This window comes from Rhizobium sp. JAB6, from assembly GCF_003024605.1.
GTDB lineage: Bacteria > Pseudomonadota > Alphaproteobacteria > Rhizobiales > Rhizobiaceae > Rhizobium.
The window spans coordinates 195,953-214,548 of record NZ_PYJQ01000010.1; the positions used below are offsets into that span (position 1 = coordinate 195,953).

At 61.2% G+C, this 18,596-nt stretch carries 18 protein-coding genes; 8 read left to right on the plus strand and 10 right to left on the minus strand.

Features of this window, described 5'->3' with window-relative positions:
- Positions 1-88: 88 nt before the first annotated feature.
- Positions 89-646, plus strand: coding sequence for a GNAT family N-acetyltransferase (locus C7U61_RS17245; protein ID WP_106999308.1), 558 nt, complete (start codon positions 89-91; stop codon positions 644-646).
- Between the two features lie 53 nt (positions 647-699).
- Here the strand turns inward: C7U61_RS17245 and C7U61_RS17250 are convergent, their stop codons facing one another.
- The 3 genes from C7U61_RS17250 to acnA all read right to left on the minus strand — a co-directional run bounded on the left by C7U61_RS17250 (position 700) and on the right by acnA (position 5,182).
- Entirely contained in the window at positions 700-1,101 is a 402-nt protein-coding gene (locus tag C7U61_RS17250; protein ID WP_106999309.1) for a DUF2794 domain-containing protein, read from the minus strand.
- 388 nt (positions 1,102-1,489) lie between these two features.
- Positions 1,490-2,233, minus strand: a complete 744-nt coding sequence (locus C7U61_RS17255; protein ID WP_106999515.1) for a thioredoxin family protein — start codon at positions 2,231-2,233, stop codon at positions 1,490-1,492.
- Positions 2,234-2,491: 258 nt separating this feature from the next.
- On the minus strand, positions 2,492-5,182 hold the full coding sequence (acnA, locus tag C7U61_RS17260) for an aconitate hydratase AcnA (RefSeq protein ID WP_106999310.1): 2,691 nt from the start codon (positions 5,180-5,182) through the stop codon (positions 2,492-2,494).
- Between the two features lie 262 nt (positions 5,183-5,444).
- Between acnA and ccmA the strand changes: the two genes are divergently transcribed.
- From ccmA to C7U61_RS17285, 5 genes are all read left to right on the plus strand, one after another.
- Entirely contained in the window at positions 5,445-6,092 is a 648-nt protein-coding gene (ccmA, locus tag C7U61_RS17265) for a heme ABC exporter ATP-binding protein CcmA (protein ID WP_106999311.1), read from the plus strand.
- 256 nt (positions 6,093-6,348) lie between these two features.
- Entirely contained in the window at positions 6,349-7,008 is a 660-nt protein-coding gene (ccmB, locus tag C7U61_RS17270) for a heme exporter protein CcmB (RefSeq protein ID WP_106999312.1), read from the plus strand.
- Positions 7,009-7,066: 58 nt separating this feature from the next.
- Entirely contained in the window at positions 7,067-7,828 is a 762-nt protein-coding gene (locus tag C7U61_RS17275) for a heme ABC transporter permease (RefSeq protein ID WP_106999313.1), read from the plus strand.
- A gap of 1 nt (position 7,829) precedes the next feature.
- On the plus strand, positions 7,830-8,003 hold the full coding sequence (gene ccmD / locus C7U61_RS17280; RefSeq protein ID WP_106999314.1) for a heme exporter protein CcmD: 174 nt from the start codon (positions 7,830-7,832) through the stop codon (positions 8,001-8,003).
- Positions 8,000-8,611 (plus strand): DsbE family thiol:disulfide interchange protein, encoded by a 612-nt coding sequence (locus C7U61_RS17285; RefSeq protein ID WP_106999315.1) that lies wholly within the window; start codon positions 8,000-8,002, stop codon positions 8,609-8,611. Before ccmD ends, C7U61_RS17285 begins: the two co-directional genes overlap by 4 nt.
- Before the next feature lie 165 nt (positions 8,612-8,776).
- Here the strand turns inward: C7U61_RS17285 and C7U61_RS17290 are convergent, their stop codons facing one another.
- From C7U61_RS17290 to dapF, 5 genes are read right to left on the minus strand one after another with little or no spacing between them, the layout of a single operon-like run.
- On the minus strand, positions 8,777-9,367 hold the full coding sequence (locus C7U61_RS17290; RefSeq protein ID WP_106999316.1) for a DUF2585 domain-containing protein: 591 nt from the start codon (positions 9,365-9,367) through the stop codon (positions 8,777-8,779).
- The gene (locus C7U61_RS17295) at positions 9,364-10,083 is read right to left on the minus strand and encodes a septation protein A (protein ID WP_106999317.1); all 720 of its coding nucleotides are present in this window, start codon (positions 10,081-10,083) and stop codon (positions 9,364-9,366) included. The genes C7U61_RS17290 and C7U61_RS17295 overlap by 4 nt, the downstream gene beginning before the upstream one ends.
- Positions 10,080-11,645 carry a signal recognition particle-docking protein FtsY gene (gene ftsY, locus C7U61_RS17300; protein ID WP_106999318.1) on the minus strand — a complete coding sequence of 522 codons (1,566 nt, stop codon included), beginning with the start codon at positions 11,643-11,645 and terminating at the stop codon, positions 10,080-10,082. Before ftsY ends, C7U61_RS17295 begins: the two co-directional genes overlap by 4 nt.
- Before the next feature lie 18 nt (positions 11,646-11,663).
- Positions 11,664-12,938 (minus strand): tRNA (N(6)-L-threonylcarbamoyladenosine(37)-C(2))-methylthiotransferase MtaB, encoded by a 1,275-nt coding sequence (mtaB, locus tag C7U61_RS17305; RefSeq protein WP_106999319.1) that lies wholly within the window; start codon positions 12,936-12,938, stop codon positions 11,664-11,666.
- Positions 12,935-13,840, minus strand: coding sequence for a diaminopimelate epimerase (gene dapF / locus C7U61_RS17310; RefSeq protein ID WP_106999320.1), 906 nt, complete (start codon positions 13,838-13,840; stop codon positions 12,935-12,937). The genes mtaB and dapF overlap by 4 nt, the downstream gene beginning before the upstream one ends.
- A 287-nt stretch (positions 13,841-14,127) precedes the next feature.
- Here dapF and C7U61_RS17320 point away from each other — a divergent pair, with 287 nt between their 5' ends.
- The gene (locus C7U61_RS17320) at positions 14,128-14,571 is read left to right on the plus strand and encodes an SRPBCC family protein (RefSeq protein ID WP_106999322.1); all 444 of its coding nucleotides are present in this window, start codon (positions 14,128-14,130) and stop codon (positions 14,569-14,571) included.
- Positions 14,572-14,630: 59 nt separating this feature from the next.
- On the opposite strand, the gene C7U61_RS17325 is transcribed toward C7U61_RS17320, so the two are convergent.
- Together C7U61_RS17325 and C7U61_RS17330 are read right to left on the minus strand one after the other, a co-directional pair.
- Positions 14,631-15,647, minus strand: a complete 1,017-nt coding sequence (locus C7U61_RS17325; protein ID WP_106999323.1) for an MBL fold metallo-hydrolase — start codon at positions 15,645-15,647, stop codon at positions 14,631-14,633.
- Positions 15,644-16,633 carry a hypothetical protein gene (locus C7U61_RS17330; RefSeq protein ID WP_106999324.1) on the minus strand — a complete coding sequence of 330 codons (990 nt, stop codon included), beginning with the start codon at positions 16,631-16,633 and terminating at the stop codon, positions 15,644-15,646. Before C7U61_RS17330 ends, C7U61_RS17325 begins: the two co-directional genes overlap by 4 nt.
- A gap of 376 nt (positions 16,634-17,009) precedes the next feature.
- Between C7U61_RS17330 and ffh the strand changes: the two genes are divergently transcribed.
- Positions 17,010-18,590, plus strand: coding sequence for a signal recognition particle protein (ffh, locus tag C7U61_RS17340; protein WP_106999325.1), 1,581 nt, complete (start codon positions 17,010-17,012; stop codon positions 18,588-18,590).
- Positions 18,591-18,596: the final 6 nt, after the last annotated feature.

Here is an 18,596-nt window from a genome sequence, read left to right on the forward strand (position 1 = left end):
CGGCTTCGGCCGCCTTTTTATTTGCCTGGCGGGTAAGCCTGCTATTTGATAGCAATCTTCACAAACCGCAGATCAGGCAATGAAAACAATGTCAGTCAGCCTCCGCAGCGCAACCGCAGACGACCTTCGCCATATCACCGCAATCTATCGCGATTCCGTCCTCAGCGGCACGGCAAGCTATGAGATCACGCCGCCGGACCAGGAGGAAATGGCCGCCCGGTTCGAGGCGATCCGTGACAAGGGCTATCCTTATCTCGTCGCCGAAGACGAGGCCGGCGCTTTCCTCGGCTATGCCTATGCCTCCTCGTTCCGCACGCGGCCGGCCTATCGCTGGATGGTGGAGGATTCGATCTATCTGGCAACGGAGGCCCGCGGTCGCGGCGTCGGCAGGCTCCTGCTCGAGGCGCTCGTCGAAAGCTGCGAGAGGCTCGGCTTCCGCCAGATGATCGCCGTCATCGGCGGCGCCCATCCCGCCTCCGTCGCCCTACACCGCGCGGCTGGCTTTGCCGAAGTCGGACTGCTCAAGGGCGCCGGCTACAAGCATGGGCGATGGCTGGATACGATGCTGATGCAGAAGGCGCTCGGGGACGGCGCGGAAACCGATCCGGATCCGTCGGTCTATCCTGGGACGTTGTTTGGGGGGTAGTGCCGGCCTGGCAATTGTTGCGCCTATGATCCCCCTCTGCAAATGAGTAGAAACTACTTCTCCACCAGCTTCAGCTGCTTGTCGAAAACCTTCAACACTTGGCTCAGCTCATGACCGCGCTTCAGGATCATGCCGTTGGTATTGATGACGGAAAAGGCACCCTGCTTGGCCGAAAGCTTCGGATTTTTTTCAATGCGGAAGAGCGGCATCTCGCCGGAGCGCTTGAAGACGGAGAAAACCGCCTTGTCCTTCAAATGATCGATGGCGTAGTCGCGCCACTCGCCCTCGCCCACCATGCGGCCATAGATCCAGAGAATCGCATCCAGCTCCCGGCGATGAAACGTCACCGGCAGCGGGTCCTTGCTCTGTTTGTATTCTCTGAGATCAACGACGACGGATGAATTGGTATCGACGGAACGGCTTTCACCGTGTCTCAAATCCGGCTGATCAGTCATCAATCCCCCAGGGGCTATCTCATGACAGGAGAATGACAGTTTGCCTCAGCCACATCAAATTGCAAGACGGCTGCCGCCTCACAATTTCTTTCCCAACTGTGAACCACCTCGTCAGCGCCGCATTTCAGCCAAAACGACGCCCAATTTACAGGAAGTATAGAGGGCCGTTTGACGCCGCCGCGTCAAACGGCCCGGCCGGGGCGCATCGATTAAACCCCAGCCCCGAATGCGTCCTCGCCGGGCACCACCCCTTTTCGGCGCCAGCCGAAATAGGGACCCCTTTTTGGCACCAGCCAAAATAGGGAACCCATTTTTTGGCCTCGGCTAGAATAGGGACCTTTTCGACCCAAGCCGAATGGACGAACTCCGGCAAAGCTGACAAAGCCGCTCAGCCGTCGGAACCTACCGTCAAGACAGTCGCCCCGAGAATGGCGGCCGGATCGCCCGCAGGCGTCGATGCCTGCAGCAGGATTGCGAGGCCCCGCCGGCCGGCTTTATCGAGCACGGTCGAGGGCAGTACGAGGCTCATGGCCTTGCCGTCCCACATGCCCACCGTCTCGACATCGGATACCGCATGCATATAGGCGATCTGCTGGCCGGTATTTTCACCGCCCTTCGGCGCCACCATCTGCTCCTTGTCGAAATAGACGGCAACCACATTGGCCTTGCCCTGCCCGGCCCCAATCTTGATCTCCAGCTCGTCACCCTTCATGGCGGCACTGACAGAAACCGTCAGCCCCTCGCCAAGGCGCTGAAAATCATCCAGCTTGATGTTGATGGCATTGAGATCGGCGCCGTTCATATGGTCCCTGCCATTGACGATCGCCTGTGGCGTATAGACCCCGCTGCGGCCCATCGTGCGGGCATAGGCATACTGGCGCGCCGTATTGTCCTTGGACGCCATGGTGTCGTTCCAGCCGAGATAGTTCCAATAGTCGACATGGTAGGCAAGCGCCACGACATTGCCCTGGCGGATCAGCTTGCGAAAGGCCGCATCGGCCGGAGGACAGGAGGCACAGCCCTGCGAGGTGAAAAGCTCGACGACGCCCTTGATCTTCGGGGCTTCCTGCGCATGCAGCGAACTTGCGAGCGCAATGCCTGCCACAAGTGGTACCGAAAATCGAAGGCGCATTTCCATCTTACCCCTGCATCAAATCCCGAGAGCCTTCTGCCCATACAGACTCCGAAACACTCATGCTTGCCGAGCGGCCATGCTCACATCAAGCCTGAAAAACCTGAAACAAGAGATAATAGCTTAGCGCGATGACGCAAAGTCACGATGGGGTGAGGCTCAGGCCATATGGCAGCAACGCCGAACACATCACCGTGAAAAACAAGACGCCGCCGGGAGAGTTTCCCGGCGGCGTCCCGTTTTTAGTTTCGATGCCTATCAGGCAGCGAGATCGCGCAGAACGGTCTGCAGGATGCCACCATTATTGACGTAGACGACCTCATCCAGCGTATCGATGCGGCAGATGATCGGAACGTCCTTCACGGTGCCGTCGCCATAGGTGATCTTGGCGATCTTGCGCTCGCGTGGCTTGATGTTTTCCAGCCCTTCGATCGTGACCAGTTCGTCGCCCTTCAGGCCGAGGCTGGCCCAGGTCGTGCCTTCCTCGAAGACGAAGGGGATGACGCCCATGCCGACGAGGTTCGAACGGTGGATGCGCTCGAAGGACTGGGCGATCACGGCGCGTACGCCGAGCAGGTTCGTGCCCTTGGCAGCCCAGTCGCGCGACGAGCCGTTGCCATATTCGACGCCTGCGAAGATAACGAGCGGAACACCCTCGGCCTTATACTGCATGGCCGCATCGTAGATCGACGTCTCTTCCTTGGACGGATAATGGATGGTGTAGCCACCTTCCTTGCCGTTCGGGCCGAGCATGTGGTTGCGGATGCGGATGTTGGCAAAGGTGCCGCGCATCATGACTTCATGGTTGCCGCGGCGCGTGCCGTACTGGTTGAAGTCCGCAACGCCGACGCCATGACCAAGGAGGTAGGCACCCGCCGGCGAGGCAGCCTTGATCGAACCGGCCGGCGAAATGTGATCGGTGGTGATCTTGTCGCCGAGGAGGCCAAGAACGCGAGCACCCTTGATGTCGGAAACGCCGGCGCCCTTCTTGCCCATGCCCACGAAGTAGGGCGGGTTCTGCACGTAGGTCGAGTTGTCGTCCCAGGCATAGGTCTGGCCCGCAGGAACCTGCACGGCCTGCCAGTTGGCGTCGCCCTTGAAGACATCGGCATATTTGGTCTCGTAGAGCTCACGGGTGACATATTTCTGGATGAACTCCTGAACCTCATGCGAGGTCGGCCAGATGTCCTTCAGATAGACGGGCTTGCCGTTCTGATCCTCGCCGATCGGCTCCTTCGTCAGATCGAGCTGCACGGAGCCCGCGAGCGCGTAGGCGACGACGAGCGGGGGCGAAGCGAGATAGTTCGCCTGGACGTCGGGCGAAATGCGGCCTTCGAAGTTGCGGTTGCCGGAGAGGACGCCGGCGACGATCAGGCCCTTGTCGTTGATCGTCTTCGAGATCGGCGCCGGCAGCGGGCCGGAGTTGCCGATGCAGGTGGTGCAGCCGAAGCCGACCAGGTTGAAGCCGAGCTTGTCGAGATCGGCCTGCAGACCGGACTTGGCAAGATATTCGCCGACAACCTGAGATCCCGGTGCCAGCGAGGTCTTGACCCACGGCTTGGTCTTCAGGCCCTTGGCAACGGCGTTGCGGGCAAGAAGGCCGGCAGCGATCAGCACCGACGGGTTGGACGTATTGGTGCAGGAGGTGATGGCGGCGATCGCAACGTCGCCATGGCCGATATCGAAATCCGTGCCTTCGACCGCATAACGGTTGGAGAGCTGGCCCGGCTTCTTGTATTCGGTTTCCAGCGAGGTGGCGAAGCCGGAAGCGATGTTTTCCAGCGCGATACGGCCTTCCGGACGCTTCGGGCCGGCCATCGACGGCACGACGTCGCCGAGGTCGAGTTCGAGCGTATCCGTGAAGACGAGGTCGGAACCGTCATTGTCGCGCCACATGCCCTGAGCCTTGGAATAGGCTTCGACGAGCGCGATACGGTCCTTGGCGCGGCCGGACATGTTGAGATAGTTCAGCGTTTCCTTGTCGACCGGGAAGAAGCCGCAAGTCGCGCCATATTCCGGGCCCATGTTGCCGATGGTGGCGCGGTCGGCGAGCGGCATGTTGTCGAGGCCGGGACCGAAGAATTCGACGAACTTGGAAACGACGCCCTTCTTGCGCAGCATCTGCACAACGGTCAGAACGAGGTCGGTCGCGGTAACGCCTTCCTTGAGCTTGCCGGTCAGCTTGAAGCCGATGACTTCCGGCAGCAGCATGGAGACCGGCTGGCCGAGCATGGCGGCTTCAGCTTCGATACCGCCGACACCCCAGCCGAGAACGCCGAGGCCGTTGATCATGGTCGTGTGCGAATCGGTGCCGACGCAGGTGTCCGGATAAGCGATCGTTTCGCCGTTCTCTTCCTTCGTCCAGACGGTCTGGCCGAGATATTCGAGGTTCACCTGGTGACAGATGCCGGTGCCGGGAGGAACGACACGGAAATTCTTGAATGCCTGCTGGCCCCACTTCAGGAAGCGGTAGCGCTCGCCGTTGCGCTGGTATTCCAGCTCGACGTTCTTGGCAAAGGCCTGCGGCGTGCCGAATTCGTCGACGATGACGGAATGGTCGATGACGAGGTCGACGGGAACGAGCGGGTTGATCTTTTCCGGATCGCCGCCGAGCGAGACCATCGCGTCGCGCATGGCAGCAAGGTCGACAACGGCCGGAACGCCGGTGAAGTCCTGCATCAGCACGCGCGCCGGGCGATAGGCAATTTCGTTCTCGACGGTGCCCTTGTTGGTCAGCCATTCGGCGACGGCAAGGATATGCTCCTTCGTGACCGACTGCCCGTCCTCAAACCGCAGCAGGTTTTCCAGAAGCACCTTCATGGAATAAGGCAGCTTGGAAACGCCGGACAGACCATTAGCTTCAGCCTTGGGAAGGCTGAAATAGACATAGTCTTTCCCGCCCACGGTCAGCGTGGAACGACAATTGAAACTGTCAAGAGATTTAGACACGAGATACCCCGTTTCTGATAGCCAACACAGTCGTGCGAACGCCTATGCACTTTATGCACATCAGGATGCGGGTACGGCCATTTCCGCTGTCCGCACGTAAGGAGAAGACCTTATGTTCGGCGCAAGGATGAAATTCACGCCGGCCGCTGGCGTGGTTGCAGGTCTTATAGATAATTTCGTAAAGACTTGCCAGAGTGACAAAGCGCAAATTTCGACAATTTTTTGCGCGCTGCAGCAGCGAAAACCGGGAAAGCCTGAGCGAATGCATCTAAGCGCTGAAAATCTGTCGGCAAGGCGGGGCGAAGACCTGATTTTCTTGAACGTTTCCTTTAACTTGGCAGGTGGAGACGCACTGGTTTTGACAGGGCGCAACGGGTCGGGAAAATCGACGCTTCTGCGCGTAGTGGCAGGCCTTCTGAGGCCGGAAAAGGGCCGTGTCATATTCACCGGAAAGGACGGCGAATCGGACCGGCCGGCGAGCGAAGCCAGCCACTATCTCGGCCACCGCAATGCGATGAAATCCGAGCTGACCGTCGCCGAAAATCTCACTTTCTGGAAAACTTTCCTCGGCGACATGGCGGGCGGCTCCGGCCTGAATGTCGATGAAGCGGCCGATGCCGTCGGCCTTGCCGGCATCGCGCACCTCCCCTTCGGTTACCTCTCCGCCGGCCAGCAGCGGCGAATCGCTTTCGCAAAACTTCTGGTCGCCCACCGCCCCATCTGGATCCTCGACGAACCGACGGCAGCGCTCGACAGCTCCGCCGACCGGCTGTTTGCCGAGTTGATCACGGCGCATCAGAAGAGCGGAGGCATCGTTCTTGCGGCGACGCATCAGCCGCTGGGACTGGAGAATGTGCAGGAGATGCGGATGACGGGGTTTGCCGGGGGGAGTGAGGGGGTTTGGGGATGATGCAGATATTTCTTCTTATGCCGCACCTTCGATACCCCCCTCTGTCACCTCGTGACATCTCCCCCACATGGGGGGAGATTGTTGAGAATTTACCGCACCCGCTTACAAAACCAGCGGGTTCTGCTTCTGCAGATTCGATGTTCGATCAGTGCATGCACGCGCCGCAAGTTACCAATCTCCCCCCTTGTGGGGAAGATGTCGCGAAAGCGACAGAGGGGGGTACTCTAGGTGTCTCTCAGCATGAAAGAGTCTCCTCATGACCGCCCTCTTCCTCCGCGACCTCAGACTTTCGGTGCGCGCCGGTGGCGGGGCGTTGATCGGCATTCTCTTCTTCCTCACCGTCGTCGCCGTCATTCCCTTCGGCGTCGGTCCCGACCTCAAGCTTCTCTCGCGGATCGGTCCCGCCATTGTCTGGATCGGCGCGCTGCTTGCCAGCCTCCTCGGCCTCGACCGACTGTTCCAGGCAGAACGCGACGACGGTTCGCTCGATCTGCTCGTCATGCAGGAAACGCCCCTGGCGCTCACGGTCTTCGTCAAATGCGCGGCGCATTGGGTGGCGACGGGCCTGCCTCTCGTCATCGCCTCGCCGCTTCTCGGTCTCTTTATGAATATGAACGAGACGGCAATCGGGGCGACGGCCCTGACGCTGCTCGTCGGTTCGCCGGCGATCACCTTCATCGGTGCGGTCGGTGCCGCCGTCGCGGTGGCACTGCCGCGCGGCGGGCTGCTGGTCTCCATTCTCGTTCTGCCGCTCACCATTCCCGTGCTGATCTTCGGCGTCAGCGCCACCTATGCCGCTGTCGAAGGGCCGCAGCCCTTTCTGCCTCCGTTCCTGATCCTGATGGCCTTAACGTTATTCTTCGCCGTGCTCGGGCCTGCGGCGGCAGCTCTTGCCCTACGCAACACAACGGATTGATAGCCCGGAAATGCTGGGGTCGATTGCCGTATAAGCGATATCGGTTTAAACAGGAAAAATGAGCGACATCAGCCCTGCAATCAGCCGATTTTCCGACCTCGCCAACCCCACACGGTTCCTGGCGCTTTCGGCGCGTCTCATTCCCTGGCTGGCGGCCATATCCGCCGTGCTCTTCGCGATCGGTCTCTATCTCGCCTTCTCGACCGAGGGCGATTATCAGCAGGGCGATACCGTCCGCATCATGTATATTCACGTCCCGGCCGCCTGGCTCTCGATGATGTGCTACACGATCATGAGCATGTCGGCGATCGGCACGCTCGTCTGGCGCCATCCGCTCGCCGATGTCGCCGGCAAGACGGCGGCTCCGCTCGGCGCCGCCTTCACGCTGATCGCGCTGGTCACCGGATCTCTCTGGGGCAAGCCGATGTGGGGCACCTATTGGGTGTGGGATGCGCGCCTGACCTCCGTCTTCATTCTTTTCCTGATGTATCTCGGCCTGATCGCGCTCAACCGCGCCATGGACGATCCGTCCAAGGCTGCCCGCGTCGCCTCGATCCTGACGCTGGTCGGCTTCATCAATATCCCGATCATCAAGTTCTCCGTGGACTGGTGGAACACGCTGCATCAGTCGGAAAGCATCATGCGCATGGATGGCCCGGCCATCGACGCGGAATTTCTCTGGCCGCTCTTCATCATGGCGCTCGCCTTCACGCTGCTGTTCTTCACGCTGCACCTGATGGCGATCCGCAACGAGATCTGGCGCCGCCGCATCGCCACCCAGCGCCGCATGGCGGCGCGCATGGCAAGCCGGGAGGACTAGCATGTCGCATCCCTTCTATGTCTTCGGCTCCTACGGCTTCGCCGCCTTCATGATCCTTGCGATCATCGCCTGGGTGTGGATCGACGGGCGCCTCCGCCGCCGCGAACTCGCAACATTGGAAGCCTCCGGCATCCGCCGCCGCTCGCAGCGCGCGCCCGAAAGCGAAACCAAATGACCACGGATGCCGATAACAAGGATCAGCCGAAATCCAGCGGCACCGCACGCTATCTGCTGGCGCTCGTTCCGCTGATCGTCTTTGCCTGCATCGCATTCGCCGTCGGCAAGGTCATGTATGACCAGGAAGTGCATGGCACCGATATATCGGCCATTCCCTCGGCGCTGATCGGCACCAAGGCGCCGAAGCTCGCGCTCGCGCCTCTCGAAGGCTCCAACCTGCCGGCGCTGACCGATGACGCCATCAAGGGCAAGCTGACGCTCGTCAATGTCTTCGCCTCCTGGTGCATCCCTTGCCGCGACGAGCATCCGGTGCTGAAGGAGCTTGCCAAAGGTGGTCAGCTCAACATCGTGGCGATCAATTACAAGGACACGAGCGAAAACGCCCTCCGTTTCCTTGGTGAACTCGGCAATCCCTATAACGCCATCGGCATCGACCCGAACGGCTCGGCCGCCATCGACTGGGGCGTCTACGGCATTCCGGAATCCTACCTCGTCTCCCCCGACGGCACGATCCTCTACAAACAGGTCGGTCCGTTTACGCCGACGAGTTTGAAGGAGGGGCTCTATCCAGCCATAGCGAAAGCGCAGGAAAAGCCGGCGTCTTAACTCCCTTCTCCCCTCGGGGGAGAAGGTGCCCGAAGGGCGGATGAGGGGCTGGGGCCCGAAACAACAAGGCCTTAAGCGGTGAGCGAAAGCCATCCCTCTCCCGGTAACGCCCCCTCACCCGGCGCTGTCGCGCCACCCTCTCCCCAATGGGCGAGGGTGAAAAGATTAAATCCCGCCCTGCCACGTCTTGATCGCCTCAACCGGCCAGACCAGCATCAGCACGTTGAGCGTGAGATTATCGCGGATCAAATAACCGGTGAGCAGCTCGAAGACGATGGCGATGACAACCGTCACCAGCACCGGGGCGCGCCAGGCGAACAGGAAGCCGACCACCATGAACACGGCATCCATCGACGAGTTGAGGATGCTGTCGCCGACATAATCGAGCGAGATCGTCGCGGCGCGGTAGCGGTTGATGATGATTGGGGAATTCTCCAGGATTTCCCAGCCGGATTCGATCAGCATGGCAACGAAGAGCCGCATCGACAGCGGCTTGCCGCGCATGATCAGATGCGTGAGCCCGAAGAAAAGGAAGCCGTGGATGATGTGCGACGGGGTGTACCAGTCGGCAATATGCTGCGAGTTGCCGCTCGATTTCACCACCGGCTCGAACAGCTTGACGTAGCCGCAGGTGCAGATCGCCACGCGGCCCATCAGATGCTCCGCCACGATCTGCACGAGCAGAACGACCGCGCAGGCGACGAACCAGAAGCTCTGTTGCCGGTAGCGGCTTTGGGCGTCGATAGCTTCGCTCATTTCCCGTTTTCCACCGGCGGCTCGACCGTGTGCTTCATGATCAGCGGCATCTGCGACAGGGTGAAGAGGATGGTGATCGGCATCGTTCCCCAGACCTTGAAGTTCACCCAGAGATCATCCGCCGCCTTGGCATCGGGAAGATAAAGCCAGTTCGAGCCACGCCAGACGACTTCGTTGAGCACGGCGAGAACGAAGAAGAAGATGCCCCAGCGCAGCGTCAGCTTGCGCCACCCTTCGGCATCCAGCTGGAAGGCGGCATTGAAGACATAGCCGAGCAGCGACTTGCCGAAGGCAAGGCCGCCGAGCAGAACGATGCCGAACAACGCGTTGACGATGGTCGGCTTCATCTTGATGAAGGTTTCGTTCTGCAGGTAGATGCCGAGGGCGCCGAAGATGACGACGACGATGCCGGAGACGAAGGGCATCAGCGGCAAATGCCCGAGCATGACCTTCGAAACGATGAGCGAGATCACCGTCGCGGCCATGAACAGACCTGTGGCGACGAAGAGCGGACCGCCGAGCGTCGCCAGCTGCGGAAAATGCTGCGCCAGCCAGTCGCCACGCAGATTGCCGAAGAAGAATACCAGCAAAGGCCCGAGTTCCAGCACCAGCTTCAGCAGGGGATGATGCCTGTCGGCAGCACTTGGGGCGAGATCGCGGTCACTGGTCGTCATTGCGGCACTTTCCCTATCGTCGAACTTGTTCTTGTCATTCATTGGCTGCTTGCAGCTCCCGTTCCCGCGATGGCATGGGCAAAATCCTCGGCCTCGAACGGCTCGAGATCGTCTACCCCCTCGCCGACGCCGATGAAATAGACCGGCAGCTTGTGCTTGGCCGAGATGGCGACGAGAATACCGCCGCGCGCCGTGCCGTCGAGCTTCGTCATGATCAGCCCGTTCACACCGGCGACATTGCGGAAGATTTCCACCTGGTTCAGGGCGTTTTGGCCCGTGGTGGCATCGAGCGTCTGCAGCACCGTATGCGGTGCATCCGGATCGAGCTTGCCGAGCACACGCACGATCTTTTCCAGCTCGGCCATCAGTTCCGCCTTGTTCTGCAGGCGGCCGGCGGTATCGATAATTAAAACGTCGCTCTTGTTAGCCTTGGCCTGCTGGAAGGCATCGAAGGCAAGGCCGGCGGCATCCGCGCCGAGCTTGGTGCCGATGAAGTCCGATTTCGTCCGCTCAGCCCAGATCTTCAACTGCTCGATGGCGGCGGCACGGAAGGTATCGCCGGCGGCCATCGTGACCTTCAGCCCGGCGCCGGAGAGCTTTGCGGCCAGCTTGCCGATCGTCGTCGTCTTGCCGGTGCCGTTGACGCCGACAACGAGGATGACATGCGGCTTGTGGCTGAGATCGAGCTGCAAGGGCTTGGCAACCGGCTTCAGCACTTTGGCGATCTCCTGCGCCATGATGCGGCCGACATCTTCGCCAGTCACATCCTTGCCGTAGCGCTCGGAGGCCAGCGTATCGGTGACGCGCATCGCCGTTTCCACACCGAGATCGGCCTGGATCAGCAGATCCTCCAGATCCTGCAGCGTCTGATCGTCGAGCTTGCGCTTGGTGAAGAGTGCGGCGATTTGCCCGGTCAGCTGCGACGAGGTGCGCGCAAGCCCGGCGCGCAGGCGCTGGAACCAGGAAAGCTTCTGTTTTGGCGCTTCGTGGATGGGAGCTGGCGCGGAGGCGGCGGTGGAGAAGCCCTTGGGGAGGATGGGGGTAGATGGGGTTTCGATGACTTCCGAGGAAGGTTCGGAGCTTGCTTCGGTTTCCGTGCTTTCAGACGAAGGTTCCGAGTTTGGCGAAGCTTCCTCACCCCCCTCTGTCCTGTCGGACATCTCCCCCACAGGGGGGGAGATTGGTTCGATGGGGCGCTCTTCTGTAACTACATTCGCTTCAGGATCGGCAGCATGTTGCGCTCCGATTGCCTGAAGGTCTTCATGTTGCTCTTCTGACTCGAATTCAAGCGAACCCGGAGCCTCAGCGGCGGCCTCAACCTCTTTCACGCCGGAGGCGTCCGCCTGGCTTTCAGCCTGTCGCTCTTGCTCAGCCGGCGCGGCATCCTCCAACCGATCTCCCTCCTTGTGGGGGAGATGTCCCGAAAGGACAGAGGGGGGTGATACAGGTTCGGCAGGTTCCGAAGCCGGCGAAACATCCGCAACAGGCGCTTCCTGCTCCGGGGCAATTGCCTCAACCTTCGGCAAATCCTCCGCAGGCGCCTGCTCCTCGACCGGCTTTTCGCGGCCGAAGGTGAAGACTTTTTTGATGAAACCGAGCGCCATGAAATGTCCGTTGAAGCATTAGGCCGCGTCGGCGGCCAGAAGTTGCATGTCGAGGTGCTTGCCATTGTGGCCGGTGATTGCGACCTGCACAAGCTCGCGCGGGCGAAGGCCAGGGGTGGCGACAAGCGTGAAGTTTTCCGTATGCGCCAGCCCGTTATTTTCCACAAGCAACCATTGCCGCGTGCCGACCATCTTGTCGAGATGCGCCTGGTGCAATCTTTGCCCGACCGCGCGCAGGCGGGCGGCGCGCTCCTTGATCAAGCCGCGATCAAGCTGCGGCATCCGGGCGGCCGGCGTACCCGGGCGCGGGCTGTACGGGAAGACGTGCAGATGCGCGATGTCGGCCTCTTGCGCCAGGCCGACGGCATTGGCGAACATCTCTTCCGTCTCAGTCGGAAAGCCGGCGATCATATCGGCGCCGAAACTCGTCTCCGGGCGCAGGCGGCGCACATCCTCTATGAAACGCATGGCGCCGGCGCGCGAATGCCGCCGCTTCATCCGCTTGAGGATCATATCGTCGCCATGCTGCAGCGAGAGATGCAGATGCGGCATGAAGCGCGGCTCGTCGGCGATAAGATCCATCAGATGCCGATCGGCCTCGATGCTGTCGATCGAAGAAAGACGCAGCCTTCGGATCTCCGGGATCTGCTTCAGCAGCGTCTTGGCTAGCAACCCGAGCGTCGGCGCTCCCGGCAGATCGGCGCCATAGCTCGTGGCATCGACACCGGTCAGCACGATCTCGCGATAACCGCTTTCGGTGAGATTACGCGCCTGATCGACGACGGCGCCCATGGGTACCGAGCGCGAATTGCCGCGGCCGTAGGGGATGATGCAGAAGGTGCAGCGATGGTCGCAGCCATTCTGCACCTGGATGAAGGCCCGCACATGACCGTCGATATGGCGGATCATCTGGGGCGCGGTCGCCCGCACGCTCATGATGTCGTTGACCCGCAGCTTCTCTTCCGCAGAAACGCCGAAATCGGGAAGCGCCCTGTAGGAGGTGCTCTTCAGCTTCTCCTCGTTGCCGAGCACGGCATCCACCTCAGTCATTTCGGCAAAGGTCTGCTTCTCGGTCTGCGCGGCGCAGCCTGTGACGATGATGCGAGCATTCGGATTGTCGCGCCGCGCCCGGCGGATCGCCTGCCGCGCCTGGCGCACGGCCTCGCCCGTCACGGCACAGGTATTGACCAGAATGGCATTGTTGAGCCCGGCTTTTTCCGCCTCGGCCCTCATCACTTCGGATTCATAGGTATTGAGACGGCAGCCGAAGGTAATGACCTCGACCCCGCTCACCGCGCCTGAGCCCCCTGCTCTTCATCGCGCGTCCAAAGACCCGTAACCGGATCGACCATGCCGGACCATTCCCATTCGGCGGGACCCGTCATCACGACATGATCATTGCTTTCAAGCCATTCGATGGTGAGCTTGCCCGGTGCAGGCGCCGAGGCGACGTCGATCGTCACCTTGCGGCCGGTGCGGCCGGTGCGGGCGGCACTGACGGCTGTCGCACAGGCGGCCGAGCCGCAGGCAAGCGTCAAGCCAGCTCCGCGCTCCCAGGTGCGGGTGCGCACAAGGGTCGGCGAAAGCACCTGCGCCAGCGTGATATTGGCGCGCTCGGAAAACATCGGATGATTTTCGAGCAGCGGACCGAAGCGATCGAGATCGAAGGACATCGGGTCCTTGTCGACCCAGAAGATCGCATGCGGATTGCCCATCGACATCACGGAAGGCGAATGCAGGACGGGATTGTCGATCGGCCCGATCTGCAGCTCGATGCGGCTGGTATCGGCAAATTCCTCGGCAAGCGGGATCTTGTCCCAGACAAAGACCGGCGTGCCCATATCGACCGAAATCGTGCCATCCTCATGCTCCCTGGCATTCAGGATGCCGGCGACTGTCTGGAAGGTGAACACCTTCTTGCCGGTTTCGGCCGCCAGCGCCTGCACGACGCAGCGCGTGCCGTTGCCGCAGGCCTGCGCCTTCGTGCCGTCGCAGTTCAGGATATCGATCCAGGCGTCAGTGCCCTCAATCTTCGGATCGTGAATCGCCATGATCTGATCGAACTGGGTGGCCGGATCGGCATTGAGCGCGATCGCCGCCGCCGGCGTCACCACATCCTTGCGGCCGCGCATGTCGACGACCAGGATCTTGTTTCCAAGCCCGTTCATCCTCGCGAATTCGACCGTATTGCTCATGATGCCATGTCCGTCCGTGTTTTCGAGCTGTATATGGCGGAAATGCGGGGGAATTACCAGTGGGACGTGAAGGAGGCATTATTCGGGACCGTCCAAGAGGCTGAAACGATCCCAAATCACAGGGCTGCGGCCAGCCTTCTGTTGAATTTCAGATTTCCCCATAGCGAAAATTCCGCAAGGCAGCCTTGACGCCATTTATTTTCAGAAAAATCATTCGCCGTGTCGGATATTCAGATACTGCCACGTCCTAGGCTCGTCCACTCCGTCAAACCACAGGGATTACGACCATGCCGAATACCATACGCCTGCACCGCGTTCTGGCGACCAACCCCGAGAAAGTCTATCGCGCATTCATCGAAGCGGATGCGCTGGCCAAGTGGCTGCCGCCGAACGGTTTTGCCTGCAGCGTGCATCACTTCGAGGGAAAGGTCGGCGGCACGTTCAAGATGTCGTTCCGCAACTTCACCACTGGCGAGAGCCACTCCTTCGGCGGCGATTTCCGCGAGCTGATCCCCGGCGAGCTGGTGCGCTACACCGACAGGTTCGACGACCCGAACCTTCCGGGCGAAATGGAAGTAACCGTGACCTTGAAGAAGGTTCTCGTCGGAACTGAGGTCAACATTACCCAGGCCGGCATCCCCGATGTCATCCCGCCGGAAGCCTGCTATCTCGGCTGGCAGGAATCGCTGATCAATTTGGCAAAGCTGGTTGAGCCTGAGATTACGCAGTAAGGCACGCCGACGCACGACGCACCCCCTTCTCCCCGGGGAGAAGGGATATTTGGCGCCCCTCACACAACAGGCACGTTGAAAACCTCGCCTGCCCGAAGCGGGCGAAACCGATCCGGCTCCACGCCCTCGGCCTTCAGCGCGGCATCCAGCGCCTGAACGGGCGCATCGATGCCCTCGTCCGTCAGTTGGAAGGTCGCAAAATGATGCCCCGCGACATAGGCGGCGTTGCAGAGCTTCATGCCTTTGACCGCCTCTTCCGGATTCTGGTGCTGGCCTTTCATGAACCAGCGCGGCTCATAGGCGCCGAACGGCAGGATCGCGAGGCGAAAGCCGCCATGCTTTTGCCGGGCGGCCTCGTAGTTGACGCCATCGTGAAAGCCGGTGTCGCCGACATGGTAGATCTTGCCCGATGGCGTGGTGAGCACGAATGCCGCCCAGAGCGCCATGCGCCGGTCGCCCATGCCGCGCGCCGACCAATGATGGCAGGGCTCGGCATCGATCCTCACTCCGCCCCTGACTTCAATATGATCGCCCCAGTCGACGACAGTGATGTCGGCATCGGGAATGGCGCGGCGAATGATCGTATCGTTGCCGAGCGGCGTGACGATCTTTGGCCGATGCGCCTGCTGCAGGCGGGCAAGGGTCACGAGATCGAGATGGTCGTAATGATTATGCGTGACAAGCACGAGGCCGATATGCGGCAGGTCCTCGAAGCGGATGCCGGGCGGCACAACCCGCTTCGGCCCGACGGAGCGGAAGGGACTGACCCGCTCTGACCAGACCGGATCGGTCAGGATATTCAACCCGGCGACCTGCACCAGCATCGAGGCGTGCCCGACCATGGTCACCCGCATCTGACTACCGAAAACATGCCGGTCCGGCTTGGCCGGCGGAAAGGCGCTGATAACAGGATTGGGCCAGCGCACTCGCCCGCCGCCGAGCTGCCAGCGCAAAAGATCGAGCCCATTGCCTGGCGCGATGCCGCCGGGATTGAAGAAACGTTTGCCATCGAAGTGATCGGACACCGGACCCTGATAATAGGGGTTTTTCCTGGCCGAGCACAATGAGCTTGTCATGCCTTACCCGCTCCTCGCTCACCCGTCGCTTCGCCCTTCGGCAGGCCGATCTTAGCGAACCATTCTTCGACCTCGGAAGGCGTCAGCGCCTCCTCGAGCACGACATTCGCCGGCATGGCGAAAAGCTGCGGCGTAAAAAAGCTCGTGTCCCACAGCGCCGCGCCTTCGATGGGAGGCGAAAGCAGGATGATCTGCCGGCCATCGATGCGGGAAATCGTCTCGACCGAGGCCTCGCCGGAAACATCGGCAAGACCCGGCTCCTCCCGCCGCATCGTCTGGTAGCGCCACCAAGGCTCGTCATTACCCTCTTCGGCCACGGTCACGCAGCGTGCCATGTCGACAATGAACCTATTGGGCGCACGGCCGCCAGGAAGCCGCTCGCCGAAGGCCGCCTGGAGGAGCGTGAACAGATGAAAGCAATTGGCGATATTCTCGTAGCGCAGGCGAAAGCCCTCGCGGCTCGGCAGGTGCAGCACCAGCAGATCGTCGCTGCGGCTCAGAAGCATCTGGCGGACCCAGGCCGCACCCGGCGTATAATCCTGTAATTCCGCAAGCTGCGCCATCAGCGTTGTGTTGCGGGCGGCGAGCGCGCGTTCCTGCGGCATGCCGGCAAGATGCGAAACCACCGATTGGCCGAGCAGCTGAAAGGCATCGAGCAGCTGTCTCTGCCGTGGGCTCAGCTCCTTTCGGCCGGCAAAGCCGCGATGGATCTGCGGCAGCCACGCCAGATAGAGCTCCCAGACAGCCGGACCGCTGCGCTCCACCGCACTACCCTTTTCGACGATGGTGCCGAGCATATTGGCAAGAACGGCGGCTCCCGGTGGCGGCAGGCGGCTGAGCTCGCGCGCCGCCCGCGCGGCGATCTTCGGCTGGGCCTTGGCGCTCGCGTAGAAGGCTTGCGCCGCCGCGTTGAAACGGGTGTCGACCCGGCCACCGGCATAGGCACGACAGGCAGCAAGAAGATCGGTCAGGGCTGCATCATTCATTCGGAACGGTCTCGAGGAATCACTTGACGGCTGGGATCGATACAACAATTTGAAAACGGTTATACGGTCAAATCGACATCGATATGATGATGTCATGCGTGCATTTCAGGCATTTCGGCCGCATTGGGTTGACTTTGCCGGCCTTTTCCTGTTTATCGCCCGCAATCTGCGACGAGCACAAGCCTCCGAGCCACCGACCGGGACCCATTAAGGTATAAAGAGATCCCGGAGGTCAACACCCGACAGCGCGATGCGCCCTCGGGTGCTTTTTGGCTTTGCGTCTTGTTTTCGTCATGGAAAAGCACGACGTTTTCGGGCGAGGAACCGCGCAAGTTGCGCCAAGTCCAAATCCCAAGCGATCGATAAGGAAGAACCGATGTTTGAAAACCTCCAGGACCGTCTTGGTTCCATTCTGAATGGACTGACAGGCCGCGGCGCGCTTTCGGAAGCTGATGTTTCCGCAGCACTGCGCGAGGTTCGCCGCGCGCTGTTGGAAGCCGACGTGGCGCTGGATGTCGTTCGTTCCTTTACCGATCGCGTCCGTGAAAAAGCCGTCGGCGCCGAAATCCTGAAGTCGATCAAGCCCGGCCAGATGGTGGTCAAGATCGTCCATGACGAGCTGATCGAGATGCTCGGCGGCGAAGGCGTCGGCATCGACCTCAACGCTCCCGCCCCGGTCGTCGTCATGATGGTCGGCCTGCAGGGCTCCGGTAAGACCACCACGACTGCCAAGATCGCCAATCGCCTGACGAGCCGCGACCGCAAGAAGGTTCTGATGGCCTCGCTCGACACGCGCCGTCCGGCAGCGCAGGAGCAGCTGCGCCAGCTCGGCGTACAGACGGGCATCGACACGCTGCCGATCATCGCGGGTCAGTCGCCGACCGATATTGCCGCACGCGCCGTCCAAGCCGCCAAGCTCGGCGGCCATGACGTCGTCATCCTCGACACCGCTGGCCGTACGCATATCGACGAGCCGCTCATGGTCGAGATGGCGGATATCAAGAAGAAGTCCACTCCGCACGAAATCCTGCTGGTCGCCGATAGCTTGACCGGTCAGGACGCCGTCAATCTCGCCCGTAACTTCGACGAGCGCGTCGGGATTACCGGCCTTGTGCTGACCCGCATGGACGGCGATGGTCGCGGCGGTGCCGCCCTTTCGATACGCGCTGTGACAGGCAAGCCGATCAAGCTGATCGGTGTCGGCGAAAAGATGGGTGAGCTGGAGGAATTCCATCCCCGCCGTATCGCCGACCGCATCCTCGGCATGGGCGACATCGTCTCGCTCGTCGAGAAGGCTGCCGAGAATATCGACGCCGAAAAGGCGGCCGCCATGGCTGCCAAGATGGCCAAGGGCAAGTTCGACCTCAATGATCTCGCCGACCAGCTCCAGCAGATGCAGAAGATGGGCGGCATGGGCGGCATCATGGGCCTGATGCCCGGCATGTCCGGCATGAAGGACAAGATGGCGGCCGCCGGCCTCGACGACCGCCTGTTCAAGCGCCAGCTCGCCATCATCTCCTCGATGACCAAGGCCGAGCGCGCCAATCCGGATCTCCTCAAGCATTCCCGCAAGAAGCGCATCGCCGCCGGCTCCGGCACCGACGCCTCCGACATCAACAAGCTTCTGAAGATGCACCGCCAAATGGCTGACATGATGAAGATGATGGGCGGCAAGGGCAAAGGCGGCATGATGAAGCAGCTGATGGGCGGCCTTGCCGGCAAGATGGGCCTCGGCGGTGGCATGGGTGGCATGCCCGACCTTTCGAATATGGACCCCAAGCAGCTCGAAGCCCTGCAAAAGCAGGCCGAAGCAGCCGGCCTCGGCCGCCCTGGCGGTCTGCCGGGTGGCTTGCCGGGTCTGGGCGGCGGGGGCGGTTTGCCGGGTCTCGGCGGCGCCAAGCTGCCTGGCCTAGGCGGTGGTTTCCCGGGGCTTCCCGGTTTGCCGAAGAAGAAGTGAGAAGGA